Raw genomic sequence first — 26,291 nt, forward strand, 5'->3', positions numbered from 1 at the left:
CCTAGTTGTTTAACAAGAGAGGAGTAGATATGGCGAGCGATGAGGTTGTTAAACCAAAGCTTGTTTATCTTAGCGATCTTACGCATACCTACCAGACAGTCGCTCTGAATACGGTTCCCTTTTCTGTTGCCGGATTGGTGTCTTACGCAAAGGCTAAACTCAAAGATTCGCAAGGTTTTCGGTTCCGCATTTTTAAGTATCCGGAAAAATTGATCACTGCTCTGCTGGAAGCCCCGCCTGATATCTTGTGTTTCAGCAATTACGTCTGGAACCTGGACCTGGGATATAGCATTGCCGAGCAGGTCAAGAAGGACCATCCGGAGGTCATCGTGATCTTCGGTGGCCCGAACTATCCCACCGATTTCAGCGAACAGGAGAAATTTCTTGCGGACCATCCGGCGATCGATTTTTATGCCTACAAAGAAGGTGAGATCGGTTTTACGGAACTGCTGGAAAGCCTAGCCACTAAGAATTTTGATGTTGCTATGGTTAAGGCTCTGAAGCCGCGCAGTTTTCATTACCTACTCGCCGGAGCTTTGGAAGTCGGCTTCTTGGCCGACCGCATCAAAGATTTGGAGGACATTCCTTCGCCATACCTGACTGGCGAGCTGGATGAGTTTTTCGACGCAACGCTAATCCCGATGATTCAGACTAATCGTGGCTGCCCGTTCACCTGCACTTTTTGCGTTGAGGGCTTGGGCTACTACAATAAGGTTAATAAGCGTTCGGTGGATACGGTGCGCAAAGAGTTGGAGTACATCGCCGGTCACAAGCACCCCAACATCCACGATCTGCATATCGTCGATTCCAATTTCGGAATGTATAAGGAAGACGAGGCGATCGCCGATGCTATCGCGGGAGTACAGGAAAGTCACGGCTGGCCGCAATATATCCATGTGGCTACCGGGAAAAACCAAAAGGAGCGCGTTTTGAGGGTTGCGAAGACCATCAACGGCGCTTTGCGGCTGGCCGGTTCGGTCCAGTCGCTATCGGAAAAAGTTCTCGAGAATATCAAGCGGGGGAATATCTCCGCTGATCAGCTGATGGATCTCGCTCACAAGGCAAAAGAGCTTGGTAGCAATACCTATTCCGAGATCATCGTGGCTCTGCCCGGTGAGACCAAGGAATCACACTTCGAAACGATCGGTACAATCGTCAACGCCAAATTCAATTGGGTTAGGATCTATACCCTGATGATGTTGTCGGGCGTGGAGATGTCCAATAATGAAACTCGCAAGAAGTATGAGATGCAGACCCGCTATCGGGTATTGCCTCGCTGCTTCGGATCATACAAGTTCGGCAACGAATTACTATTGAGCGCCGAGGTGGAAGAGGTTTGTGTGGCGACCAAAGATATGTCGTTTGAAGATTATCTTGATTGCCGCCTATTCCATCTGACGGTGGAGATTTTCTACAACGACAGCGTCTCTTCCGAGCTGGTGGAATTCCTGAACCTGTTCGGTATCTCGGTTTTCGACTGGCTGAAGCACATCCATGATCAACGTGATAGTTTCCCCGAACCGCTGAAGAAGATCTACCAGAATTTCTCGAGGTTGAGCCATGAAGAGCTTTGGGATTCCAAAGAACAGCTTTTGAAATTCACCAAAGACGAGCAGGTAATTCAGAAATACCTAACCGGAGAATACGGCAGCAACCTAATCTTTACCCACAAAGCGATGGCGATGACCGAAGCCCTGGAGGAGGTGTTGGCCGTTGCTTTCATCAGCGCCCGCTCCATTTTGGGTGGCACGCGACCGGAAACTCTAGGCGAATATTCCGATTACCTTTCTAACTTGCAGGTTTACAGTGAGCTGAAGAAGAGAAGTCTCTTTGACGACAAGCTCCTGTCCGGGCCTGGAAATAGTCCGGAATTCAGCCGCTTGCTCTTCTTTGATTTTTTGGGTCTGGAAAATCAGGGATTCCGGGTTCTGCCCGACAACTTCCGCAAGCCGAACGGAGTGCTGGCAAGCTTCGTCCATACGGACGATCAGAGGAAGATCATCAAAGACAGTCTGGACCTATATGGCCGGAATATCATCGGCATTGCCCGAGTTCTGAGCAAGGTCCACGTTACCAAGATTTACCGTATGTTGGTTCAGAATGATATCGTCGATTAACTAAAAGAGCCCTTTACTGGGCTCTTTTTTTACAGTATGCTGGAGGCAGAATTTTGACAGCCTCCAAAAGGAGAAAAAATGAAGAAGATCTTGGTGTTGGGGATTGACGGATATCTCGGTTGGCCGACTGCGATGCGTTTTTCTCAGTTGGGTTATGAAGTGGCCGGCGTAGATAATATGGCGAAGCGTGGCTGGGAGGACGAAGTCGGCGCCAAGCCCTTGTGGCCGGTGCCGACCTTGCAAAAGCGAGTCCGGGTCTGGGAAAAAGTTTCCGGCAAAAAGATTCGGGTATTTGTTGGGGATATCACGGGCGGACGTTTCATCTACAAAGTTTTTGAAGATTTCCGTCCGGACGTAGTTATTCATTATGCCGAACAGCCTTCGGCGCCGTATTCCATGAAGAATCGTCAGCATGCCGTTTTCACTCAGGAGAACAACGTCTCAGGTACGCTGAACGTGATTCATGCAATGATGAGTTTTTGCCCCAAAGCGCACCTGGTTAAGCTGGGTACGATGGGTGAGTATGGAACTCCGAACATCGACATTGAAGAAGGCTGGCTGGACATTGAGCACAACGGTCGTAAGGATCGGATGATGTTTCCGAAGCGGCCGGGATCTTTCTATCACCTGAGTAAGGTGCACGACAGTCACAACATTGAATTTTGCTGTCGGGTCTGGGGTTTGAGGGCGACCGATCTTAACCAGGGAGTGGTTTATGGTATCGCAACCGACGAAACGGAACTCCACCCGGAATTGCTCACCAGTTTTCATTACGATAGCGATTTCGGGACTGCCCTGAATCGCTTCTGCGTTGAAGCAGTGGCGGGAGTTCCTTTGACCGTTTACGGAAATGGTGGCCAGAAGCGCGGATTTTTGAATATCCGTGATACGCTCCAGTGCGTCCAGATCGCTACGGAGAATCCAGCCGAATCCGGAGAGTTTCGGGTATTCAATCAGTTCACGGAAGTATTTTCTGTGACGGAGCTGGCTAAGTTGGTTCAGAGTGGCGCAAAGGAGCTGGGTTTGTCGGTGAAGATCGCCAACCTGCCCAACCCTCGCGTCGAAAGTGAGGCGCATCACTATAATCCGAAAAACGATTCGCTTCTGAAGCTCGGATTGCAGCCGAATATGCTTTCTGGAGAGTTGGTTGACTCCATGCTCCGGAAGATCCAAGACGCCCGGGAATTGATTGATCTCGAGGTCATTCATCCTAAGACGAAGTGGAAACGTTAAAATCAGCTCCGCATTAATGCGGAGCTTTTTATTTCTTAAATTGCCAAACCGGCTTTAAATTGTTAATTTATGGTTATAACTTCCGTCTATCAGATATGTTGAATATTCTATTAGCAGAAAAAGTTTTCAGCCCTGATGCCAAGAAGATCCTAGCCAAAAAAGGCAGGGTTGTGGATTTTGTTTCTCGCCGGGAATTTATGAAAAATCTATCGAAGGCCGATGTTTTAGTGAATGCCTTAGAGATAAAGCTGGATAAGAATATCTTGCAAAAGGCGATCCGGTTGAAGCTGATAGGTAGCCGCACCACCCAGCTTCGCTATATTGATTTGGACGAATGCAAAAAACGAGGAATTGAAGTAGTAAATATCAAGGCCGACTCACCGGTATTGCAGATTACCCCGTCCACCGCCGAAGAGGCGATGGCTCTGATTTTTTCCGTCCTCCGTCATATTCCTTGGGCGTTCGATTCAATTAAAAATGGCCAATGGGATCGGAAAAAATATGAAGGCCGCGAACTTTATGAAAAAACAGTCGGTCTAATCGGCTTTGGACGCTTAGGAAAGATGGTAGCAAAATTCTGCCAGGCTTTTGGCGCGATAGTGATTGCTTGCGACCCTAATATAACCGCTAAGGCTATGCAAAAATCTAAAGTAAGAAAGGTTCCTATGAAAGAGTTGCTTAAAAAAGCTGATATTATTTCTCTGCATTCTGTTTATAATGACGCTACCTTCGGGATGTTAAAGGAGGAACATTTTCGATCCATGCGGCCGACGGCGATTTTTATCAATACTGCCAGAGGAGAGATAACTGATGAAAAGGCTTTGCTGAAAGCCCTAAGGCAAAATTGGATCGCCGGATCAGGGATTGATACTTTGGCCGGAGAAATGCCCGACGGCAGACATCTGATAGGTAATCCGCTAGTGGATTATGCGCGGAAGAATAATAATTTGATTATCCTTCCACACCTGGGGGGATCCACTAAAGAGGCGACCGAGAGAACCCAGGTCTACATAAGCGAGCTTGTAGCCCGGGAGTTAAAAGGCGCTAAATATGAATAAAGATCATCAATTAGGAAAATTAGTTAAAGCCGAGATCAAGAGACAGGAGGAAACCTTGGATCTTATCCCGTCCGAAAATTACGCCTCTCCGGAAATTCTAGAATTGCTGGGTTCGCCCCTCACTAATAAATATTCCGAGGGTTATCCGGGCAAGCGCTATTATCCGGGCAATGTTTTTTATGATGAGATAGAGCGGCTGGCTCAAAAGAGGGCGTTGGAGGTCTTTACTCTGGACCAGAATGAGTGGGCGGTGAACGTACAGCCATATTCCGGATCCCCCGCCAATCTGGCGATCTATTCGGCCCTGATGGAGTTCGGCGATACCCTGCTTGGTTTAAAGTTAGACGCGGGTGGTCATCTCACTCATGGGCATAAGGTTAATTTTTCCGGCAAGGCCTACAAGGTTGTTCATTATGGAGTTTCCGAAAAAACGGGATTAATAGACTACGATCAATTGGAAAAGTTGGCGCGGGAGAATAAGCCCAAGGTAATCGTTTCCGGTTTAACTGCATATCCTCGGGAGATTGATTTTAAAAGGATTGGCGCAGTGGCCAAATCGGTTGGCGCTTATCACCTGGCGGACATTTCTCATATTGCCGGATTAGTTTTGGCCGGCTTGCACCAATCCCCATTTGATTATGCCGACGTGGTGATGACCACCACTCATAAGGCCCTCCGTGGGCCGAGAGGAGCAGTAATCTTTTCGAGAAAATTCCCAATTACTAATTCCCAATTACTAATTTCTGAAGCAATCGATAAGGCGGTTTTTCCGGGGATGCAGGGCGGGCCCCACAACAACTCCACGGCCGCCCGCGCTTTGATGTTTTGGGAGGCTGGCCAGCCATCGTTCAAAAAATATCAGGAGCAGACTCTGAAGAACTCTAAAAAACTGGCGGAATCGTTGATGAAATTGGGTTTTAAATTGCTGACCAATGGCACCGACAATCATTTGATGGTAGTAGATTTGAAGAATTTTAATTTGGATGGAAAGATAGCCGAGCAGATGTTGGAAGCTAATAATATTAATGCTAATCGCAATTCTATTCCCGGAGATCTTTCGCCTCTGAAGCCGAGCGGTATTCGTATAGGCACTCCAGCGGTTACGACTCGTGGAATGAAGGAGCGAGAAATGGAATTAATCGCTGATTTTATTTATCGGGTATTAGTTAAAAAGGAAGACGTGGGCGCAGAGGCCAAGAAGCTTTGCAAAAAGTTCCCGCTCCCTTATTAAAATGATTATTAACGGCAAAGAAATAGCCGCTAAAGTTTTGGCGGAGTTGAAATCTCGACCACGGCCCTTGAAAAGCTTAGTGGCTGTTTTGGTTGGAGATGATGCCGCTTCTTTGAGTTTTTTAAAACAGAAAGAAAAGATTGCGAAGGAGTTAGAGGTGCCATTTACGTTGGAGAGAATTGCTGAAGAGACCAACGAAGAAGATTTAAAAGAAAGGATTGAAGAGATTTGCTCCGACAAGGGGGTGGGTGGAGTGATTGTGCAATTGCCGTTGCCGGAAAAATTTAATCGCAGCGAGGTTTTGTCGGCGATTGCGCCGGAAAAAGACGTTGATGGCTTAGTCGGCGCCGCCTTGCCGCCTGCGGCTTTAACCGTTAAAGAAATTTTGAATAATTTGAGTTTTGATTTGGAGGGAAAGACAGTCGGAGTAGTCGGCAAAGGATTTTTAGTCGGTGCACCGATTGCGAAGTGGCTGGCCGGAAAATGCGGGGAGGTGATAGTTTTCGATAGCAAAAGTGATTTATCCGGACTAAAAAAGGCCGACTTAGTGATAACTGGCACCGGAAGGGCCGGCTTGATCAAGCCGGAAATGTTAAAAGTTGGCGCGGGAGTAATTGATTTTGGTTTTGGAATGGTGGACGGGAAGATTCGTGGCGACCTCGACACTTTTAACTTTGAACTTTTAACTTTAAACTTGTCTTTTTATACCCCGACTCCCGGAGGCACGGGCCCAATCTTAGTTGCAGAATTGTTTCGGAACTTTTACGATCTGAATAAGTAATGCGTATATTATTTTTTAACCACAGTATCAGTCCTTATTCCGGAGTAGGGCGATTTTATATTTATTTAACCTCCGCCCTGAAGCACATAATTCCCGACCTATCTATAAAGGTGGCTACCTCCGAAGATTTAATTTCTCGGAGTAAATTTAAGTTATTGTGGAATTTCCCGAAAATTTTGAAAATGGCTAGGCAGAGCGATATACTCCATGCCCTTGATGGCTGGCCCTACGGCTTTGTTGCCGCGGTCTGCGCCAAATTGTTGAATAAAAAATTAGTGATTACTGCGGTTGGCACTGGAGGAGTGAAGCCGCTATATAATTTTTGGCAGCGCCCATTATTGCGCTGGGCCTACCGATTCGCCGATCAGTTAGTATCTGTCAGCAATCAGACAAAAAAAGAAATTCTTAAAGTAGTTCCCGGATTGGAGATTGAGGTGATTAATCACGGAGTTTCTCCGGGACGCTATCAATCCTCTTCGGAGAGTTTTAAAGAGTTCCAGCCGTATATTTTGAGCGTTGGAGCCTGGAAGCCGCGCAAGGGGCTGGAGACATCAATTCAGGCATTCAATGAATTACGGAAAAATTTCCCCAAGCTCAACTACTTAATTTTGAGTAATCCGCCGGAGGAAGTTAAAAAGAAATATAATCAGGTGAATTTTTTAAGTGGACTCTCCGAGAAGCAATTAATTGCTTTATATCAGAATGCGGAATTATTTATTTTACTTCCCCAAGACGATAAAAAAGATATTGAAGGTTTCGGATTGGCTTATTTAGAGGCCGCCGCCGCCGGCTTGCCGGTGATTGGCGCTAGAGATACCAGTGCCGAAGACGCGATGTTGGACGGCAAGAGCGGATTTTTGGTTGACGGGAAAGACGCGGGAGAGGCCTCTTATAAGATGCTAGAAATCCTCAACGATCCTGCCTTGCGCTCAAAGATGTCTGAAGAGTCCAAGAAATTTGCTCAACTAATGACTTGGGAAAAAGCGGCTAGCTCTTATTCGCGACTCTACTCTTCTGCCACTCAATAGTCCTCTTTAATCCCTTTTCGAATTTTACTTTCGGGTCATAGCCAAGCCATTCTTGAGCTTTGGAAATATCTGCGTAGGAATGTTTGATATCTCCGGCGCGAGATGGGCGGTTCTCCAGTTCCAGTTTTTTTCCGGAATATTTTTCTATCAATTCGCGGACCTGGTTCACGCTGGTTTTGTCGCCACAGGCGATATTGAAAACTTCTCCGCCGAGCGGTTTCGGATATTGCATTGCCAAAATATTCGCTTCAACAACATTGTCGATATAGCAGAAATCCCGCGACTGTTCGCCGTCCCCTTCTATGAATAAATGTTTTTTGCTGTCCGGTTGGTAAATTGCCTCCAGCCATCCGGAAATGACACTGGCGTAAGGCGAGTCGCCGTATTGGCCTGGGCCGAAAACATTGAAGTATCTCAAAACTACGGTATCCAGGCCATAAAGCTCGCTGAATATTCTGCAAAGCGGTTCGCCTGCGTATTTCTGAAAAGCATACGGTGATTTTGGATTCGGGGCATTTTCCGATTCTTTTGTCGGGAGCTTGGCCGCTCCGCCATATACGGAGGATGAGGAGGAATAGATGAAGCGTTTTGCTTTGTGATCTTTTGCCGCTTCAAGGAGGGCAACCGTGCCTACCACGTTATTTTCGGTCGTCTCCCGGGGGTGCTCCACCGAATAAGCTACGCGAGGGATGGCGGCGAAATGGAAAACATATTCCGGCTTGTGTTTCCGGAAGATCTGCTCCAGTAGGTTTTTGTCTAGCACCGATCCTTCATAGAAAGTGACGTTCGGATCAATGGCCGAGCGACGCCCGGTGGCAAAGTTATCTACGCCAACCACCGCTGTTCCCGGGAATCTTTCTCGGAACTGGTTCACAAAATTACTCCCGATAAATCCGGCGCAACCCGTTACCAATATAGCTTTCGGCCCTTCTTTCACATCTTCCATATATGGTCATTCTATAAGCGGCGTCGGTTTTAATCAATTGCTAAAACTAACTATTTTGGGTATAGTGTGCTTGGAACTTTCACATTTCATTTACACAAAAAGGAGACTCAAAGATGTCTGACGGAGTCAAGAAAACGGTTGGCGAACTCCGCAAGGAAGCGGTGGCCACCCACGATGAACGCTCTGAAAAGATCTTCAATTGGGCCAAGGAGCATGGGGGCGTGCACCACCGGGTAAGTCGCTATAAGACCAGGGCAACTCCGGAAAACGTGCAGAAACTGATCGATTTGATCTCCGGCGCGCTGGAGGCCAGCGTCCGACCGGATGCTTCTATTCTGATTTCGGTGATGGCCTACCTTCAGAAGTATGATCCTACCAATACTGATGAAGCGGGGCGGGACACCGGTGGTTTCTCCCTTGCTCTAAGCGAGATTGACGTCGCATTGACGCATCTCGATGACAGCCAAGAGAAAGCGCTCCGTTACCTGGCATATCGCTACAAATCCAAAATGTATCCGGATGAGAGCCGAGTCGTGGATTTCCCGACTATTCTTTATGTTGAATCGGCGTTGGCCTGCAATCTGATGTGCACGATGTGCTATCAGTCGGATAAGAAACTTGTCGAAGTGATAAGATCTACAGAAAAGAAGGTAATGGATTGGGATCTTTATCAGAAAGTGATCGATGAGGGCGCGGAAAACGGCCTTTGCGCGGTTGTATTTGCCGGCAGGGGCGAGCCTACGCTGAATAAAAACTTCACCCAGATGCTCCGGTACGCCGACGATAAGGGAGTCCTGGACATCAAGATCAATACCAACGCCACTAGACTCACGGAGCAGATGGTTCGCGATTGGCTTTCCATCGGCGCTCCTCTGACTGTGGTTTTCTCGGTAGACGCCGCCGACAAAGAAGGCTTCGAGGCAATCCGCCTTGGCGCTAACTTCGACGAGGTGATTGCCAACATCAAGATGTTTGACCGGATCCGCTCGGAAGAATTTCCGGACTCTCCGGTCCGCACCCGCATCTCGATGACTCTTTTTCAGGATAGTCAGGATCCGGAAGCGGCGAGAAATTTGTGGGGTAGTCTGGTTGATGAGTTTACCGCCAAGAACGCTCGTGGCGAGCAGTCCGGCAGTATTTATCAGACCGGCATTGGCGGCCAGCCCAAGAATCTGAATCCCGGTAAGAAGTGTCGAGTACTCTTCGACCGCCTGTATATCTGGTGTGATGGCAAGGTGAATCCTTGCGAGGATGATTACTTGAGCACGCTTCAACTCGGCAATGCCTACACGCACACACTGAAGTCTCTTTGGGGTTCCAAGGAGATGAACACGATGCGGATCCGGCATATGACCGGCTGTAAGAACAAGATCAGCCCGTGCAACGGCTGCAACGGATACTAAAGGAGAAAACATGAAAAACAAAGTTTACCTAGCTGGTCTGGGAAACTTCGGGAAGAAGATCGGGGAGTATCTCGAAAAGATGGGCAAGAACGTTTGCGTTCTGCCGAAAGACTTGGCGGCGCAGACCGAGGCCCTCAAAGATCCCGAAGTGGAAGCCCTGTTTGTAGTCACTCCCAACGATCGGCATTATGAATTGCTGGATAAAGCCTTGAAGGGAGGGCGGCACCACATTTTTGTGGAAAAGCCGATCACGTCTTCTTGGGGGGATGCTTTGCAGCTTCGCGATCTAGCGAAAGCAAACAGGAACATTTTGATGGTTGGTCACAACCAGCGGCGTGAAGCAGTTTTCCGGAAAGCAAAAGAAATTTTGGATTCCGGAAGGATCGGCAAGGTTGTCAGTGCGTACTTCAACTACTCTCACGGCGCGGCGTTCAATATCTCGCCGGATAATTGGCGAGCGCAGATCAAGCGGCATCGTGAAGGCCCGTTGATCACTCTTGGTAGTCATAGCATTGATACCCTGCATTATCTTCTGGGCCCGGTGAAATTGGTCACGGCGTTCATTCAGAATTTGACCGGCAAGATCGAGGCACCGGATGCGAATGCGGTGACGATGTTGATGGAAAACGGAGCAACTGTTTTTTTGCAGGCGGATTACAATATCCCCAGCGAGAAGATCTGCTTGATCCACGGGACGGAAGGAGTAATCGGGATTAACCGCGACAAGATTCACCTGCGGATCGGCCGGGACGTTGATCGGAAACCTTCCGAGTATGAAGAGATCCCGGTCGCTCACGTGGATACGATTGAAGAAGAGCTGGAAGAGTTCTTTGCGGCGATTGAAGGCAGGGCCACCGTGGAGACTGGTTTTTCCGAAGCCTTCAACGTGATGGCCGTGATAGATAGTTGTTTTCATAGCGATAGACATCGCCCACTGCTTTCTGTGGCTGATGAATCGCCCGGCTACTTTTCTTAGATGAGCCCCTTGTAAGGGGCTCTTTTTTAACTTAATAATTAGGGAATGCGAACCATCTTTTTATTCGTGGATAAGCCGACTTTCATAGGGGACCTGTTGGACACCTCTTATCTGCCTTACCTAGCCTCCAAATATAAGGTGATAGTTTTTACTCGCAAAGTAGACCAGCGGGAGGCGGCGGCGCGCGGTTACCACCAGTCGCCAAATATTACTTATATGAAATGGCAGATCGAGAACAATCGTCTGCTGGGAGCGATGAAGTTTTTCCGATTTTCCTGCATACGGGAATTCGATTATCTGATTACCACAAAATATATACGCAATCGCCGCGGTGAAGATGGAAATAGTTCTCTATTAAGAATTGCCTCTTGGCCCTTAGCCTGGTTGTTCACCTCAAAGTTTTTTAATTTCATTGAGCGTTTGCTGATGAGGCGTTCGGCCAAGTTTTCCGAATATTGCCGGACTTATCAGCCATCACTGGTCATCACCGCCACCCCCGGTTTGAATAATTTTGAGGCGGAAGCGGTTTGGCTCGCTAAAAAAGCCGGCCTGCCTACGGTAGCGGTCGATTGCGCTTGGGACAACCTCACTACCCGTGTTACCCGCGTTCGTCCCACTGACTATTTTTTTGCCTGGCATGAGCCGATGCGTCAGGAGGCGATAAGGATACACGGCCTTTCTCCGGAACGAGTGCAGGTTACCGGACCTTTGCGTTTTGATTATTACTTCACCAAGGAGCCTCAGCAGCCAACCAAGGAAGAGTTTTTGCAATCGTGCGGGCTGGATCCGAAGCTGCCGGCCATTTTATATACCACGCAAAAATCCCATCTTTTTGAGGATGATTTTTTAAGGAATCTTATCCAGATGCGTAATGAGCAGCAGATCCCATATGCCAGCATCTTTATCAGAGTGCACCCACTGGCAAAGCCGGGCCGTTTTCAGGAATTTGAAAAGTTGAAAGATATTTTTGTTGATAGGCCGACAGAAGTTATGTCGTCTGCCGATCTACGTCATTTAAAATACTCGCTTATGTATGCCGACCTGAATATTAACTATTCCTCCACCATTTCTTTGGAGGCGATGGCTTTTGATAAGCCGGTGATAAATTATTTCGAGCCCAGCCTGAAAAGTTTTGAGTTGAATCATTATAAGCCCTTGTTGGATATGAAAGCGTTAAAGTTGGTTTATGACACCAAAAATGAGCTGGCCAAAGCCATCCGCGATTATTTAGAAGATCCGAGTATTGATCGGGAAGCCCGCAATAAGGTTTTGAATATCTATTTCCCGTTCCGGGACGGCCTGTGTTATAAGAGGAATGTAGATTTCCTAGAGGAAATTGCAAATTATGGAAATAAGAAAGATTAAAAAATCAGAGCTTGGCAAAGTTATGGAATTCAACCGGAAGGAATATCCGGCTGGCCATATTTTGCAGAACGAAACTTACTACAATTGGCAGTTTGATAATGTTTTCAATCCGGAATCGGACAGTTATACCTCCCTCGGCCTTTTTAATGATGCGGGAGAGTTGGTCGGCACTAATGGATTATTCCCTGCCCCAATCACTTTTTTAAGCAAAAGTCTCCCGTGTATTTGGTTCGCCAATTTGATCGTTCGTGAAGATCTACGTAGTTTGGGATATGGCTATCTTCTGATGGAGAAAAGTGTATCGATGGCGGATATGGCGGTAGACCACAATATAAATGCTGCGGCGTGGCCTCTTTTTATTAAATCTGGCTGGCAAGGCGGAGATATTGAGCGGTATTTGGGAATTATTAATCCGGAAGGGGCCGAGAGAGTGATTGGTCAGAGTAATTTAGGGTTGAAGGTCTTGAGTTCTCTGCCGACTAATGATTCCGGTTTGAATTTTGAGTCAGTTTCCAAATTTGATTCGGAAGTGGATGCTTTGTGGGAAAGCGTCTCGCAGCGTTATCCAATTTCTATAGAGCGAAGTAGTAAATATCTCAATTGGAGATATGCCGAGCATCCGATGACGAAATATCACATTTTTTCGGCCAACGCTGGAAACGAAATGAAAGGATTTATTGTGTTGCGCATAGATGAGATCACCGAAGGACCGGAACGAAAGCCGTCGGGAGTTAAGATCGGCAGGATAATTGATTGGGTGGCTGACTCGAGCGCAGAAGAATTTATTTTGTTGCAGGCAATCGAGTGGTGCCGGGATCAAAAAGTGGATTTTATTGATTATTTCACTACTGAGAATTTTCACGCCGAAAGTCTGAAGAAGTTGGGTTTCGTGAATGATAGGGAAGAGCCTTATTCTTTGATGCCAACCCTCCTGAACCCGATCGACCGAGTTAAAAGGACGCGACATAATTTTGCCTTTAAGATTTCTAATCCTGAAAGATTAGATTCCAAGGCGCAAGATTTGGGTAATTGGTATGCAGTTAAAGGTTGTGGCGACCAGGATCGGCCATATTAAAAAGATGAAAACGATTTTTCTAACTAGTTTTAATCCGTTTATCGCGCGCAACATTCTGGCTACGGATGTTTTGCGGATTTTGAAGGAATGCAGCGATTTGAAGATCGTAGTTTTTGTGCCAGATTATAAAATTGATTGGTTTAAGAAGAATTTTTCCGGACTGAATGTGGTTTTTGAAGGCATTATGTCGCAAAAGATTTCCCGCACCGATGTTATTTTTACCTACCTTGCCAGCTCTCTTTTAGACAGTAAGACCTTGGCCATTCATAAGAGAGAAGAATTGGCGAAGGATCATAATTATTTTAAATTCGCAGCCTCTTGGGCGCTCAGGAAAATCATTGGCCGCGCAAAAACCTTTCGCTGGTTAGTTCGATTGCTGGATAGTAAATTTTCTTTCAGATTGGAGTTGAAAAAATATTTTGATAGTTATAAGCCAGATCTTTTGTTTGCGACTGATGTTTATCACAATGACGATGTCCATTTTCTATTGGAGGCCCAGCGGCGCTGTGTCTCTACGATCGGAATGATCCGTTCTTGGGATAATATTACTAACAAGGGAATTTTCCGGGCCAAGCCCGATCAGTTGATTGTGCACAATGAAACCATTCGGGATGAGGCGGTCCAATTCAATGATTTCAATTCTGAGAAAATTTTTGTTTCCGGCATCCCTCAATATGATGACTTCGTTAAAGGGCAGAGGATGGAGCGAGCGGAATTTTTCGCCAAGCTCGGGCTGGATCCAGCGAAGAAACTTATTATGTATTCTCCGTTTGGAGGTCGTTTTTATAAATATGACGGAGAAATATTAGAAATTTTAAAGGAGTTAGGTGAGCAAGTTCTGGTGCGCATGCCCCCAAACGACAAGACTGAATTGATAGGCTTCCAGCCAACAAAACTTTTTTATATTGATCAGTCTGGTCACAAATTCCAAAAAGATACTTTGCGTGATGTGGAATTAAACCAGCAGGATATGCGTTGGCTCGGAGATTCCTTGTATCATACCGATGTGCTGGTCGCCTGCGGGGCAAGTATCGCTATTGATGCCGCGCTATTCAACAAGCCGTCCGTATTCATTTATTTTGATGGCTTAGAAGAAGATTTGCCGTACATGAAGAGTGCTCGCCGATGGCTAGATTTTGACCATGCGAGAAAGCTTCGGGATCTCGGCGGATCAGTGTCGGCGATGAGTAAAAAGGAATTACTGGAATTCGTCGGGTCTTTTTTGAGGAATCCGGCCAAGGATCAAGAGAAGAGGAGGGCTCTAGCCGAAAAGCAGTGCTGGAAGTTGGACGGAAGATCGGGCCATCGGATTGCCGAATTTATTTTAGCCAGAATTGACCTTCAGCGTTTCGGAGGATAGATTGAATGAATGAAGACAGTCTTTTTAGCGGTGCCGCACGCGGTATTTTCCTCGGACCTTTTACGGACAAAATATATAGAGTATTTGGCTCAGAAATATAAAGTAGTGGTTTTGAGCGAAATGTTTGATGCCGCCGAGGCTAAGGAGCGAGGATATTTCCAGTCTTCAAATGTTGCATACATAAAGCGTGATATAGAGAATCCGCGTTTTTGGGGCCGAATGAAATTTTTGCGCGTTGCCCTAATCAATGAGTTTGATTACTTAATTTCGATCAAGCATTTTTATAAGCGCCCCAACTATGCCAATAACTGGAAGAGAAGGGTGGTTCGCATGATTGGTTTGCCGTTCAAATATTTTTTGACCGCTGATTTTTTTACAAAATGGGAATTAAAATACTGCCCCATCTCCCCCCAATTCAATTCTTTACTTTCGGAGTATAAACCGGATCTACTGATTACCGCTACGCCGGGCTTTTCTCCTCTAGAGGCGGAATTAGTTGTTTTAGCGAAGCGCTCCGGCTTGCCGTCGGTAGCGGTTAACTTTAGCTGGGATAACCTGACTATGAATTCCAAGCATATCCGCAAAACCGATTGGTTGATCGCTTGGAATGAGGTGATGCGGCAAGAAGCTATTAATATACATAAATATTCTCCTGAAAAAGTTTCTGTGTCGGGTACTTTGAGATTTGACCCATATTTTGATGACTCCGACGCTGTGATCGGAGCAGGTAAAGAAGAGCCAACGCGGAAAACTTTTTTGGAGTCCAAGGGATTGAACCCAGAGAATAAAACCGTTTTTCACACTACGGTTACTAAGGCTTACCCGTTCCAGAAAAAATATATTAATGATCTGATCAAATTGAGGGATTCCAAAAAAATCCCCTACGTTAATTTCTTGATCCGAATCCATCCCTTGGATTTGATAGAGAACTATTCGGAATTCAAGAATATTCCCGATCTTTGCTTGGAAAGGTCCGGTCAAAATGTAGAAATGAGCTATACCGACCTGCTGAACCTTAAATATTCTTTGAAATATACCGATCTGAACATCAATTATGCTTCTACGATCACCATTGAGGCCTGTATTTTCGATAAGCCGGTCATCAACATTGGCTATTTGGATCGCTTCGCCTTGGCCTATGAGTTCAACCATTATCAACCAATTTATGAAAGTGGAGCGATAAAGTTAGCGAAGACTGACGAGGACTTACCGATCCTTATTAATCAATACTTAGAGCATCCGGAATCAGGAAGGGAGCAGCGGTTAGCAATCGTGGATAAGTATGTACAATTCACTGATGGTTTATCATATAAACGTAGCGTAGACGCGCTAAGCGCAATATTTAAATATTTAAATATTTAAACTTAAAAATATGTCTGATTTATCGAAAGATAAATATATCATTGTTAACTACCACTACGTGGAAGATCCGCGCCCTAAGTCGGCGGGAATTTCTCCCTGTTCGATTGCTGAGTTTGATCGTCAGATCAGTTATTTGTCAAAGAATTTTAAAATAGTCAACTTGGGAGAGATTTATCAGGCCGCGGTTTCCGGTAAGGAGGGGAAGTTTTGTGCTATTACTTTCGATGATGGCCTGAAAGACAATTATGTTAATGCTTTTCCAATCCTCCAGAAATATCAGGCAACGGCTACTTTCTTTATCATTACCTCTGTATTCGAGCATCGTCTACCCGCAGCTCACAAGATCCATATTTTACTTTCTAGATTTACCGCTGATCAGATTATCGATCTTTTCCATACTTTCATAGGTGAGTTTTATCCAGACCTAAAAAACCAATATATCATTCCCAAGGACCGTCGTTTAACAGAGCGTAGGATGCATGAAGGAGTAGCAATGGCTAATTTCAAAGAAACAATGATCGCCTTGCCGGAAGATGTGCGGAGTCAGTTTTTGCGTTATGGATTTAAGATTAATAAATTGAACGAGGAAAAAATCAGTAGCCATTTATTTTTAAATCGAGAAGAAATCAAGGCTTTGCTGGATGGGGGCATGCAAATCGGTTCGCACTCCCATGGTCATTATTCTATGTCAGGAGACGATGAATCTTTTTTGCGAAAAGACGTAAAACTTTCCAAAGAAATTTTATCAGGGATCATCGGCGCTTATCCCAAATGGTTTTCCTATCCGCATGGGCGTTCTAGCGCGGTGGCCGAACGGGTTCTGCGAGAGGAGGGTTTTGATTTAGCGGTGACTATTCAGCGGAAAAAAATAGAGAGCACCGATAGTCCGTTGACGATCCCTCGGTATGATACGATAGATATAAAAGAGTATTTGGATGAGCAAAAGATTTAGTTTTTTAATTCTGGGTTTGGCAGTGTTAGTTGGGGTGCTTTATCTAGCACCTCAACTCCTAATCAAGCGCGCTGTGGAAAATTCCGGTCGTACTTTCGTATTGGCTCAATTCAACCAGCTGCATGATGGGGGAGAAGTCTATTTCCAGTTTGCTCGCGAGGCCGCTGAAGGCCATATTCCGCCTGCCGATCTTTATTTTGACCAGCAGCTCCCCAATATTTATCCGCCTCTTCCACCGGTGATTTTGTCGGTATTGATCCGAATATTCGGAGACGTGACCGGGGCTTATTTGGCCGCGTTGTTTATTTTTCCGGCGATTACCTTTCTGTTCTTCTTTTGGTTGGGCTGGATTGTTTTTGATCGCAATAAGCTTTGGTCGGTTTTTATGGCTTTGACTGGAATTCTAACTCCTATATTTTTAGTAACCTCGCAAATATTTTTAGGCCCTTCATATTTTGCAAATATCGTATTGAAGAATTTTTATCCCGGCATCCAGACCCTGCTACCGCTTTTATTCTTCTCCCGGGTTGATCACCCCCTGATTACCAGCTTAATTTACCTTCCGGCCATCGCTTCGTTGTTGATCTTTTGGAAAAGACCGAGCGCCAAGACGGCGGTTTTAACCGGGTTTGTTTCCGGGCTGCTTTTCTACACCTACTTTCACTTCTGGGCCTATTGGGTGGTGGTGGGCGGGTTGTTGTTGGTAGCGTCACTACTCTTGTGGCGCCATGAAAAAGCTTTGATAAAAAATTTCCTTGGACTGATCGGCGTTTTTATTGTGATAAGTATCCCATATGTAGTTAATCAGTTTCGGTTAAGTCGGTTGCCGGGGTATGACGAGTTTATTAAGCGGGTGGGGGTGGATTTTGGACACGGTGTCGGTTGGCAGTGGTGGCCATATTATTTGATTTACGCCGGAATGGCGATTTTGATTTACGCGGTTCTTTGGAAGAAAGAGAATGAAAAAAAACGAGCGGTTTTTTACTGGGTGGCGTTGTTGTCCGGAGTGGTGGCGTTGAATGTTCAGGTGATTACAGGATTCGTACCGCATCCAGATCATTGGTCTAGAGCCGTAGATCCAATCTTGGCATTGATGATATTTGAGATCATTTATCATCTAGCGAAGAGAGCTTCGGCTCGTTATCCAAATTTCAAAAAGGCGTTGCCGATAGCACTCGCTTTGCTGATGGTTCTACTTGTGGCGAAAAAGGCGGTGAACGTGGCCGGCTTTGTGAGGCCTGACCCGGAGTCGCTGGTTCAGTACGCGATGCCGGAGGATTTGTTGGAATCTTGGCGATGGATGGATGAAAACCTGAAAGAACCAAAGATTATTTCGCCTTCTATCATCACGACTATTTATTCCACGGCATTCAGTTCGGCGCGGCCGTTTTTGCCATCAGGTGGCGTTATCCCAATAACCAACGAAAAACTGGAAGACCTTTTTTTGATTGCCAATAAAGTTTTTGGAGTGAGTGTGGATGTAGTGGAGAAGCGATTAAGAGGGGGCGTGGGATTAGATTGTAAATATCTTTGCGATTGGAACCCTGCGCTCGTGAACATCGAGGGAGCTTCAGGGTTTCTGTACTCCTCTTATTTTAAGCACCTGACGGGCTCTAAGGCGGTACCGGAAGAAAAGATTGCCGAACTTTCTCGTAAGTATCGGAAAATTCGAGCTGATTGGGATAACTTGGGGGCGAATTATGTCTATTATGGGCCGCTCGAGAGGCAATTTTCCACAATTGATCCAAAGAAAGATTCTCGGTTGGAATTGGTTTATAAAAATACCTCGGTAGAGATTTATAAAATTAAGCGCTAGAAGATCTTTGCGTAGGTTGATTTTTTTGGGCTAAATGGTCTAGTATTCAGGGTATGAAAGTAGTTATCTTGTGCGGCGGGAAAGGAATGCGGCTCCGCGAGGAAACCGAGCACAAACCTAAGCCATTAGTAACTATCGGCGAGATGCCGATTCTTTGGCATATTATGAAAACCTACGCCCACTATGGGTTCAGGGATTTTGTGCTTTGCCTGGGTTATAAAGGCGAAATGATTAAGGATTATTTTCTTGGCCTTGATGAAGCGGCCAACGATTTCACCCTGAAGCTTGGTTCCGGACCGAAAGTGATTACTCATCACAACAAGCGTGGTTTGGCGGATGACTGGAATATCACCTTCGTGAATACCGGCCTGAATTCCAATACCGGCTCCCGCCTCGCTAAAATAAAAGATTTCATTGGCAATGACGAAGAGTTTTTGTTGACCTACGGCGATGGCGTCGCGGACATTGATATCAACGCTGCGGTGGCCTACCACAAGCAGAAGGGGAAGGTGGCTACACTTTCCGGAGTGAATTGGATTAATCCTTTTGGTGTCATTGAGCCGCAAGATGGATTAGTGGCGGCCTTCAAAGAGAAGCCCCGCTCCAAGGCCTTCATCAACGGCGGATTTTATATATTAAACAAGAAAGTTTTTGACTACGTGAAAAAAGACGAGGACTGCATTTTGGAAAAAGAACCGATGGAAAAATTATCGCGGGAAGGTCAGTTGGCAATCTATGAGCATCACGGATTCTGGTACTGTGTAGATACGATGAAGCACTTAGAAGATTTGAATGTGATGTATGCCTCCGGTAATCGTCCGTGGATGGTTTGGGAAAATAAAACGACCGAAGTTTAAACTTCGGTCGTTTTATTCCAGTAGAGTTTTTCGTCAATCTCCTTCTTGTCTTTCAGGTGATTGATTTGCTTAAGACGAATGAAATGCCGCTGTTCTAAGGGTTTTTCCGGTAATCCATGTTTTTGGAAATCATCCCGTAGTTCTTCCGCCGCTTTTTTCAGGTCCCATTTAAATTTGAAATCTGGAAGTATTTTCTGCAGTTTTTGGAAAGACACTCGATAACTGCGGGAATCTTTATCGGGCTTGTCCGATAGGGAAATTTTGGCCTTTGGGAAGACTCCTTGAACTATCTGCGCTATTTCTTTGACTTGATAGTTTTCTTTATCCTGGCCGCAATTAATCGCTTCTCCGCGCACTTTTTCTTCCGGAGTCTCCAGAAAGGCCACGAATAGCCGAGCGATATCTTCTGCGTGAATCATCGGCCTCCACGGAGTTCCGTCGCTCAAGATTTTCACCTCGCCAGCCGAGAAGGCATTGGCGGCGAAATTATTCAGCACTATGTCTAGGCGAAGCTTGCTGGAAGAGCCATAGGCGGTGGCGTTACGGAGGATTATCGGGCAGAATTTTTCATCGGCCATTCCTTTTAATACTTTTTCAAATTCTACTTTTGATATTGCATAAGCTGTTCGTGGGTCGGTGGGCGTTTCTTCGTCCACTGGTTTTTCTCCGCCGAGAGCTCCATAGATACTACAAGAAGAAGAGAAGAGGAATTTTTTTACGCCTGATTCTTTGGCGAGCTTGGCGAGCCGGATGGAGCCGTTGAGGTTGATGTCCATTGTGAGCTGGGAGTCTAGTGCTCCCATCGGATCGTTAGAGAGGGCGGCCAGATGGCAGATGGCATCTACGCTGGAGAGGTCGCTTTCATTGATATCCCGCACGTCTTTTTTAATGGCGGTAAAATTGGCGGTCTTTTTGAAAACGCATTCCGGGTCGTCAAAATAGCCGGCATCCACGCCGAGCACTTCGTATCCTTTTTCCTGCAATAACGGCACCAGCAGAGAGCCAATATAGCCATTACTGCCGGTTACCAGCACCTTTTTTAGCTTATCCATATAGCGCAATGATTATGAAACAAAAACTGGAAAATATAAAGCCCCGATTTTGTCGGGGCTTTGTTTTTACATTTCGTCGCGAATTCTAAGATATTCAAACATCTCGGGGATGGTGGCGTTTGGAGTGAAGTCGACGCCGTCCTTTTGAGCGTACTTCACGATTCGGTCGTATTCACCCTGTACGTGGTCTACGAGCGTCCCGTCCATCGTTCCGCCACCGAGTAGCGGTTTCGCGAGCGGTTTGCTCCAATCCACTACGTGGAAAGTGCGATTGTACGCCTTCACGAAGATGCCCAACTTTTTCATCGAGGCGATGATTTGCAGGAAACAGCGGAGTTGGTGATGTGGAGCAGTAACGATTGTCACTGCTCTAAGATCTTGATCGTGCATCATCTTCAGCAAAGTTTCCGATTCGGCAGCGGTGTGATCGGCTCCTGCGATTATGCTGATGTCATCACGCCTAACTCCACAGCGCTCTAGTTCATCGGTAAATACTTCTAGGCCGGGATAGGCGAGGCCGCGCAAGCTGCAGACTAGATGCGAATGGCCGTTCAAGAAAATATTCTTCGTCATCTTCTCTTTGTAGAACCGACCGATTGTGATTGCGGCCTCTCGGTTGTGTGCGGTGCTGGTGGTCGGGCTCCCATGCCAGAACAGACAGTCGGTTTTCTTCTCCTTGTCCATGAGGACCATCAGCACGGCCTTCATCATTTCGGCGCTTGTCGGCTCCCACTTCACGGGCCACCTCCTTTGTTGGGGTTCTGTGGGAAATAATAAATCAAAAAACCAGTAATGTCAAGGTTGAAAGAAAGCCGATTTTATCGTAAAATATCGGAGTATGTTAAGTGAACCGAAAGCGGTTTTAGTGACCGGGGCGACCGGTTTTGTGGGTTCTCATTTGGTGCAGAGATTGACCAATGAGGGATATCAGACCCATATCTTATTGAGAACAAAGTCCGATCCGTGGAGGATAGCGGACATTTTGCCGAAACTGAAAGCGCATAATGTGGACCTGACTGATAGAGAAGGATTAGTAAAACTGATGGAAGAGGTGAGGCCGAACTTTATATTCCATTTGGCAACCGCCGGGGTTTATGGAGGGAAGTCTTTACCTGATCAAGATCTTTTGAAAATAAATTTGGGCGGATTCTTAAATTTGGTGGAGGCAACTAATGATCTCGAATATTCTTTGTTCGTTAACACTGGAAGTTCAAGTGAATACGGTCCCAAAAATGAAGCGATGAAAGAGGGTGATGTGTGTCAACCTTCAAATATGTATGGGATCACCAAGTTGGCCGCCACTTTATACGGCCAGGCAGTCGCTGCGACCCACAAAAAGCCGATCGTGACTTTGCGGCTTTTCTCTCCGTTCGGCTCGCACGACGATGCCAAGCGTTTTATGGCGATTGCTGTAAGCGGGGGAATAAAAAATGAGGAATTGATCCTTAGTAACCCCACAGCTGTGCGCGACTTTATTTATATTGACGATGTGATTGATGCCTATCTACAATGTATGAGCAAAGCGGAAGCGCTTCGCGGCCAGGTGCTCAATATCGGCAGTGGCATAGAGATTGGCATTCCGTCCCTGTGCGAGAAGCTAAAAGAAATAGGCAAGTTTACCAACACTATCCGTAAGGAGCCGGGTCAGCCGAGGCTGGGAGAGTCTCCGAGTTGGCAGGCGGACATCACGAAAGCCAAAAAGTTGTTGGGGTGGCAACCCAAGCGTTCGCTGGAAGAGGGGCTGGAAAAGACTATTACTTGGTTTAGGGAGAATCTTAAATCTTATGAATAACCATCTGACACAAAAGAAAATTTCCGTAGTGATTGCCTGCTACAACGAGGAGGCAAACATCCGGACCTTATACGACCGGCTGATTAACGTTTTTAAAGACATCACCCCTCACTACGAATTTATCTACGTTGATAACAACAGCACTGATAGTTCGCCGCAGATCTATAAAGAGCTGGCGGCGCAGGACAAATCCGTTTCCGCCATATTAATGGCCAGGAATTTCGGAACTTCCGATTCTTCTTTTTCGGCCGGTACCGAATATGCCTCCGGCGACGCCGTGATCTGGATAGACGGTGACATCCAAGATCCTCCGGAGTTGATAAAAGAATTCGTGCAGAAATGGTTGGAAGGCAATGATGTTGTTTATGGCATCCGGGCGAAGCGCGATGCCAGCTTGGTAATGAAGCTAGGTTCTAAGTTGTTCTATCGTGTCTTTAACAAAATGTCTTATATCCATATGCCGGTGGACGCGGGAGATTTCGGCTTGATGGACCGAAAGGTGGTGGACGTCTTCAATCAGCTGCCGGAGCGCGACCGGTTCGTGCGTGGATTACGGGCTTGGGTAGGCTTTAAGCAGACCGGAATACCGTACAAGCGAGCCGACCGCCAAGCAGGAGTGAGTACGCAAAAGATTTCGCGTTATTTTTACACCTTCCGCAAAGGAATCTTCTCCTTTTCTTATTACCCACTTTCCCTGATCACTTATCTGGCTGTTTTCGCTTTCTTTATTTTGGTGGCGGCAGGAATTATTTACCCGATTTGGTCCATTATTGATCCCGCGCCTTCCGGATTCCTGACAATCTTAATGATTGTTTTGTTTATCGGCAGTGTGCAAATGATTTCTCTGGCAATCTTGGGCGAATATCTTGGAAGAATTTTTGAAGAAGTGAAGGGTCGGCCGAAGTATGTAATTCGGGAGATTATTAACGATAAAAGAAAATAATGAAGTTATCCGACTATTTAATTGAATATCTACGCGACCAAGGGGTGAAGGATGTTTTTTTGGTAACCGGAGGAGCGGTGGCGCACATCGTGGACTCTTTTCGAAACATAAAGGGCATTGATTATGTGTGCACCCAACACGAACAGCCGGCGGCGATGGCGGCAGAGGCTTACGCGCGTGTTACCGGAAATATTGGAGTGGCGATGGCGACCAGTGGGCCGGGAGCGACTAATTTAATTACCGGAATGTGTTGCGCTTGGTTTGATTCTATCCCGACGGTTTATATCACGGGGCAGGTCAATCGCGGAGAGTCAAAAGGAAAGAGCGGAGCGCGGCAGGTCGGTTTCCAGGAAACCGACATTGTCAGCATGGTGAAGCCAATCACTAAGTACGCAGTATTAGTGGATGATCATTTGAAAATAAAATATTACTTAGACAAAGCTTTTTATATGGCCAAAGAAGGCCGGCCCGGACCGGTTCTGATTGATGTGCCGATGGATGTCCAGCGGCAGGAAATTGACCCAGCGAAACTCAGGGGTTTTAACGCGCCGAAAGAAAAAACTGTGGATGCGGTTTTAAAAAAGAAAATTAAATCCGCCTTGGCATTGGTTGCGAAATCCCAGCGCCCGGTAATCCTTGCGGGTGGGGGAATTAAGTTAGCTAAGGGCAATGCTGAGCTTTTGGAATTCATTAAGAAAACCGGCTTCCCGGTAGTTACCTCTTGGAGCGGATTTGACCTAGTGCCGCACAACCATAAAATGTTGGTAGGGCAATTCGGAGTTTATGGAAACCGAGGAGCTAACTTTGCCGTGCAAAATGCTGATTTGATAATTAGCGTGGGTTCTCGTTTGGATACAAGGCAAACCGGCGGCCGTCCGGCTACTTTTGCCAGAGAGGCAAAAAAAATTGTTGTGGACATTGATCAGTCTGAGCTGGATAAGCGCCGAGGTCTGACTCCTGATGTTGAGATTTGCGCCGACGCTAAGTTATTTTTGAAAGAGATGAATCAATCTCTTAAAGATATAAAAATTCCCAAGATTGATTCATGGCTGAAAAAGGCGGCTGAATGGAAAGTGAAATATCCTACAGTTCTCCCTGAATATGAAAAGCAAAAGGGCAGCGTTAATTCCTATGTTTTCGCTAAAACTCTTTCCGAAGAAGCCGCGGCGAATTCAATCGTCCTTCCCGATGACGGAGGCAACCTTACTTGGACAATGCAGTCTTGGCAGCTGAAAGAAGGCCAGATGCTTTTTTCGGCCTTCGGGAATTCTCCGATGGGTTATTCTTTCCCGGCGGCGATTGGCGCTTCTTATGCCGCCGACCACAAACGTCCGGTGATTTGTATCATCGGTGACGGCAGTTTCCAGATGAATATTCACGAACTGCAAACCGTTGCTCACTATAAGATTCCAATCAAGATATTTATTTTGAATAATCACTCTTACGGAATCATCAAGCAATTCCAGGATATGTATTTTGGTGGCCGACACGAGGCTTCTTCCTCGGACAAAGGCTATAGCTGTCCGGATTTTATTAAAGTTGCTCAAGCATACGGGCTAAAGACTGTTTCTATTAATAATCATCAGGAGTTACGGAAAAAGATTAAGGAGGTGCTGGCCTCTAAGGAGGCAGTTCTATGTGATGTGTTGTTGGATGAAGGGCAAAAGTTGATGCCGAAATTGGAATTCGGAAAATCGATTGAAGACTTGATGCCTTATTTGCCGCGCGAGGAGTTTAAGAAAAATATGATCGTGAAGCCGTTGGACGAACCAAGATAATGGAGCATCAATTTTCTAAAGACGCAAAAAATTTAGTTGGCAGCCCGATGTTCAAAATGATGGCGCGGGTGCAGGAGCTGGAAAAGTCCGGCAAGAAGATCATCCATTTTGAAATAGGCGATCCCGATTTTTCCACGCCTCAGCGTATTACCGATGCGGCAATCGATGCTTTGAAGGCCGGAGAAACTCACTATGTGAATTCTTCCGGTATGGCCCAGCTACGCGATGCTATCTGCGATTCCACCGAAAAAGATCTGGGTTGGAGGCCGGAGCGTGAGCAGGTCGTCGTTGCCCCAGCGATTTCTTTTATTTATTTTACCGTCCGGGCGTTGGTTAATCCCGGTGAAGAAGTGATTGTAGCAGAGCCGGGCTATTCTTCATATTTTTCTACTTTTGACTTCATCGGCGTAAAGGCCGTCACCGTTCCGGTATTTGAAAAGAATAATTTTCGGCTAGCGGCGGCCGATCTGGAAAAAGCGATTACTCCAAAAACTCGGTTGGTAATTCTCACTTCTCCTAGTAATCCGACCGGGGCGATGATGACCAAGGAGAATTTGACGGCCATCTACAAGCTGGCGGAGAAGCATAATTTTTATATCTTGAGCGACGAGGTTTATAAAAAAATGACTTACGACTTGCCCTTTAGCTCCATTTCGGCCAACGACCGTTGCCAGGAACGGGTGATTATTTTGGATGGATTTTCAAAGGCTTATGCAATGACTGGCTGGCGTCTGGGTTATTCTATTGCTCCGAAGCCAATCGCTGAAAAATTAGGATTAATGATTCAGACGGTCATTTCCAATGTGCCCCCATTTATTCAATTGGCAGGCGTTGAGGCCCTTTCCGGAGATCAGAGCAGTATAAAAGTGATGATGGATGAGTATCGAAAGAGAAAGGATGTGATGATTAAAGGATTTAATGAATTGCCTGGAGTTTCCTGCATAGATCCCGATGGAGCTTTTTATGCATTTCCGAATATTCAGAAAACCGGAATGACCAGCAAAGAATTTGCGGAATTTATTTTAGAAAAGGCCAACGTTGCGCTGTTGCCCGGCACTGATTTTGGGCCGCACGGCGAGGGATATTTACGTGTTACCTTTGCCACCTCTTTGTCTAATATTGAAGAAGGGCTTCGCCGGATGAAAGAAGCGCTGTCAAAAAAATAA

22 protein-coding genes are annotated in these 26,291 nt (G+C 46.2%); 19 read left to right on the forward strand and 3 right to left on the reverse strand.

Translation table 11 applies throughout. The features are described from left to right. The first annotated feature begins 5 nt into the window (after positions 1–5). From Q7S83_03505 to Q7S83_03530, 6 genes are all read left to right on the forward strand, one after another. Complete coding sequence (locus tag Q7S83_03505) at positions 6–2,117, forward strand: radical SAM protein (protein MDO8467175.1); 2,112 nt, start codon at positions 6–8, stop codon at positions 2,115–2,117. Between the two features lie 78 nt (positions 2,118–2,195). After that, on the forward strand, positions 2,196–3,350 hold the full coding sequence (locus Q7S83_03510) for an NAD-dependent epimerase/dehydratase family protein (protein MDO8467176.1): 1,155 nt from the start codon (positions 2,196–2,198) through the stop codon (positions 3,348–3,350). A gap of 95 nt (positions 3,351–3,445) precedes the next feature. Continuing rightward, on the forward strand, positions 3,446–4,408 hold the full coding sequence (locus Q7S83_03515) for an NAD(P)-dependent oxidoreductase (protein MDO8467177.1): 963 nt from the start codon (positions 3,446–3,448) through the stop codon (positions 4,406–4,408). Then, positions 4,401–5,639 (forward strand): serine hydroxymethyltransferase, encoded by a 1,239-nt coding sequence (gene glyA / locus Q7S83_03520; protein ID MDO8467178.1) that lies wholly within the window; start codon positions 4,401–4,403, stop codon positions 5,637–5,639. Before Q7S83_03515 ends, glyA begins: the two co-directional genes overlap by 8 nt. A gap of 1 nt (position 5,640) precedes the next feature. Next, positions 5,641–6,420 carry a bifunctional 5,10-methylenetetrahydrofolate dehydrogenase/5,10-methenyltetrahydrofolate cyclohydrolase gene (locus tag Q7S83_03525; protein MDO8467179.1) on the forward strand — a complete coding sequence of 260 codons (780 nt, stop codon included), beginning with the start codon at positions 5,641–5,643 and terminating at the stop codon, positions 6,418–6,420. Continuing rightward, positions 6,420–7,448 carry a glycosyltransferase family 4 protein gene (locus Q7S83_03530; GenBank protein ID MDO8467180.1) on the forward strand — a complete coding sequence of 343 codons (1,029 nt, stop codon included), beginning with the start codon at positions 6,420–6,422 and terminating at the stop codon, positions 7,446–7,448. The genes Q7S83_03525 and Q7S83_03530 overlap by 1 nt, the downstream gene beginning before the upstream one ends. Here the strand turns inward: Q7S83_03530 and Q7S83_03535 are convergent. Beyond that, a complete protein-coding gene (locus Q7S83_03535) occupies positions 7,408–8,394 on the reverse strand; it encodes an NAD-dependent epimerase/dehydratase family protein (protein ID MDO8467181.1) in 987 nt (328 codons plus the stop codon). The genes Q7S83_03530 and Q7S83_03535 overlap by 41 nt on opposite strands. A gap of 113 nt (positions 8,395–8,507) precedes the next feature. Between Q7S83_03535 and Q7S83_03540 the strand changes: the two genes are divergently transcribed. The 9 genes from Q7S83_03540 to Q7S83_03580 are packed head-to-tail and all read left to right on the forward strand — an operon-like array spanning position 8,508 to position 19,560. Beyond that, on the forward strand, positions 8,508–9,797 hold the full coding sequence (locus tag Q7S83_03540; GenBank protein MDO8467182.1) for a radical SAM protein: 1,290 nt from the start codon (positions 8,508–8,510) through the stop codon (positions 9,795–9,797). A 10-nt stretch (positions 9,798–9,807) separates the two neighbouring features. Continuing rightward, positions 9,808–10,773 (forward strand): Gfo/Idh/MocA family oxidoreductase, encoded by a 966-nt coding sequence (locus Q7S83_03545; GenBank protein MDO8467183.1) that lies wholly within the window; start codon positions 9,808–9,810, stop codon positions 10,771–10,773. A gap of 45 nt (positions 10,774–10,818) precedes the next feature. Beyond that, positions 10,819–12,138 carry a CDP-glycerol glycerophosphotransferase family protein gene (locus Q7S83_03550; GenBank protein MDO8467184.1) on the forward strand — a complete coding sequence of 440 codons (1,320 nt, stop codon included), beginning with the start codon at positions 10,819–10,821 and terminating at the stop codon, positions 12,136–12,138. Continuing rightward, a complete protein-coding gene (locus Q7S83_03555) occupies positions 12,119–13,213 on the forward strand; it encodes a hypothetical protein (protein MDO8467185.1) in 1,095 nt (364 codons plus the stop codon). The genes Q7S83_03550 and Q7S83_03555 overlap by 20 nt, the downstream gene beginning before the upstream one ends. After that, positions 13,173–14,573, forward strand: a complete 1,401-nt coding sequence (locus Q7S83_03560) for a CDP-glycerol glycerophosphotransferase family protein (protein ID MDO8467186.1) — start codon at positions 13,173–13,175, stop codon at positions 14,571–14,573. Before Q7S83_03555 ends, Q7S83_03560 begins: the two co-directional genes overlap by 41 nt. Before the next feature lie 9 nt (positions 14,574–14,582). After that, on the forward strand, positions 14,583–15,935 hold the full coding sequence (locus tag Q7S83_03565) for a hypothetical protein (protein MDO8467187.1): 1,353 nt from the start codon (positions 14,583–14,585) through the stop codon (positions 15,933–15,935). 10 nt (positions 15,936–15,945) lie between these two features. Beyond that, positions 15,946–16,887, forward strand: coding sequence for a polysaccharide deacetylase family protein (locus Q7S83_03570; GenBank protein ID MDO8467188.1), 942 nt, complete (start codon positions 15,946–15,948; stop codon positions 16,885–16,887). Continuing rightward, positions 16,871–18,703 (forward strand): hypothetical protein, encoded by a 1,833-nt coding sequence (locus tag Q7S83_03575; protein ID MDO8467189.1) that lies wholly within the window; start codon positions 16,871–16,873, stop codon positions 18,701–18,703. Before Q7S83_03570 ends, Q7S83_03575 begins: the two co-directional genes overlap by 17 nt. A gap of 53 nt (positions 18,704–18,756) precedes the next feature. Further along, positions 18,757–19,560: a glucose-1-phosphate cytidylyltransferase gene (locus tag Q7S83_03580; protein MDO8467190.1), complete on the forward strand. Its 804-nt coding sequence runs from the start codon at positions 18,757–18,759 to the stop codon at positions 19,558–19,560. Here the strand turns inward: Q7S83_03580 and Q7S83_03585 are convergent. After that, positions 19,557–20,612 carry an SDR family oxidoreductase gene (locus tag Q7S83_03585; protein MDO8467191.1) on the reverse strand — a complete coding sequence of 352 codons (1,056 nt, stop codon included), beginning with the start codon at positions 20,610–20,612 and terminating at the stop codon, positions 19,557–19,559. The genes Q7S83_03580 and Q7S83_03585 overlap by 4 nt on opposite strands. A 66-nt stretch (positions 20,613–20,678) precedes the next feature. Continuing rightward, on the reverse strand, positions 20,679–21,350 hold the full coding sequence (locus Q7S83_03590; GenBank protein MDO8467192.1) for a hypothetical protein: 672 nt from the start codon (positions 21,348–21,350) through the stop codon (positions 20,679–20,681). 100 nt (positions 21,351–21,450) lie between these two features. Here Q7S83_03590 and Q7S83_03595 point away from each other — a divergent pair, with 100 nt between their 5' ends. The 4 genes from Q7S83_03595 to Q7S83_03610 are packed head-to-tail and all read left to right on the forward strand — an operon-like array spanning position 21,451 to position 26,291. Beyond that, the gene (locus Q7S83_03595) at positions 21,451–22,404 is read left to right on the forward strand and encodes an NAD-dependent epimerase/dehydratase family protein (protein MDO8467193.1); all 954 of its coding nucleotides are present in this window, start codon (positions 21,451–21,453) and stop codon (positions 22,402–22,404) included. After that, a complete protein-coding gene (locus tag Q7S83_03600) occupies positions 22,397–23,347 on the forward strand; it encodes a glycosyltransferase family 2 protein (GenBank protein MDO8467194.1) in 951 nt (316 codons plus the stop codon). Before Q7S83_03595 ends, Q7S83_03600 begins: the two co-directional genes overlap by 8 nt. After that, entirely contained in the window at positions 23,347–25,125 is a 1,779-nt protein-coding gene (locus Q7S83_03605) for a thiamine pyrophosphate-binding protein (protein ID MDO8467195.1), read from the forward strand. Before Q7S83_03600 ends, Q7S83_03605 begins: the two co-directional genes overlap by 1 nt. Further along, positions 25,125–26,291 carry a pyridoxal phosphate-dependent aminotransferase gene (locus Q7S83_03610; GenBank protein ID MDO8467196.1) on the forward strand — a complete coding sequence of 389 codons (1,167 nt, stop codon included), beginning with the start codon at positions 25,125–25,127 and terminating at the stop codon, positions 26,289–26,291. Before Q7S83_03605 ends, Q7S83_03610 begins: the two co-directional genes overlap by 1 nt.

The organism is bacterium, assembly GCA_030646995.1.
GTDB lineage: Bacteria > Patescibacteriota > Minisyncoccia > UBA6257 > WO2-44-18 > JAUSKF01.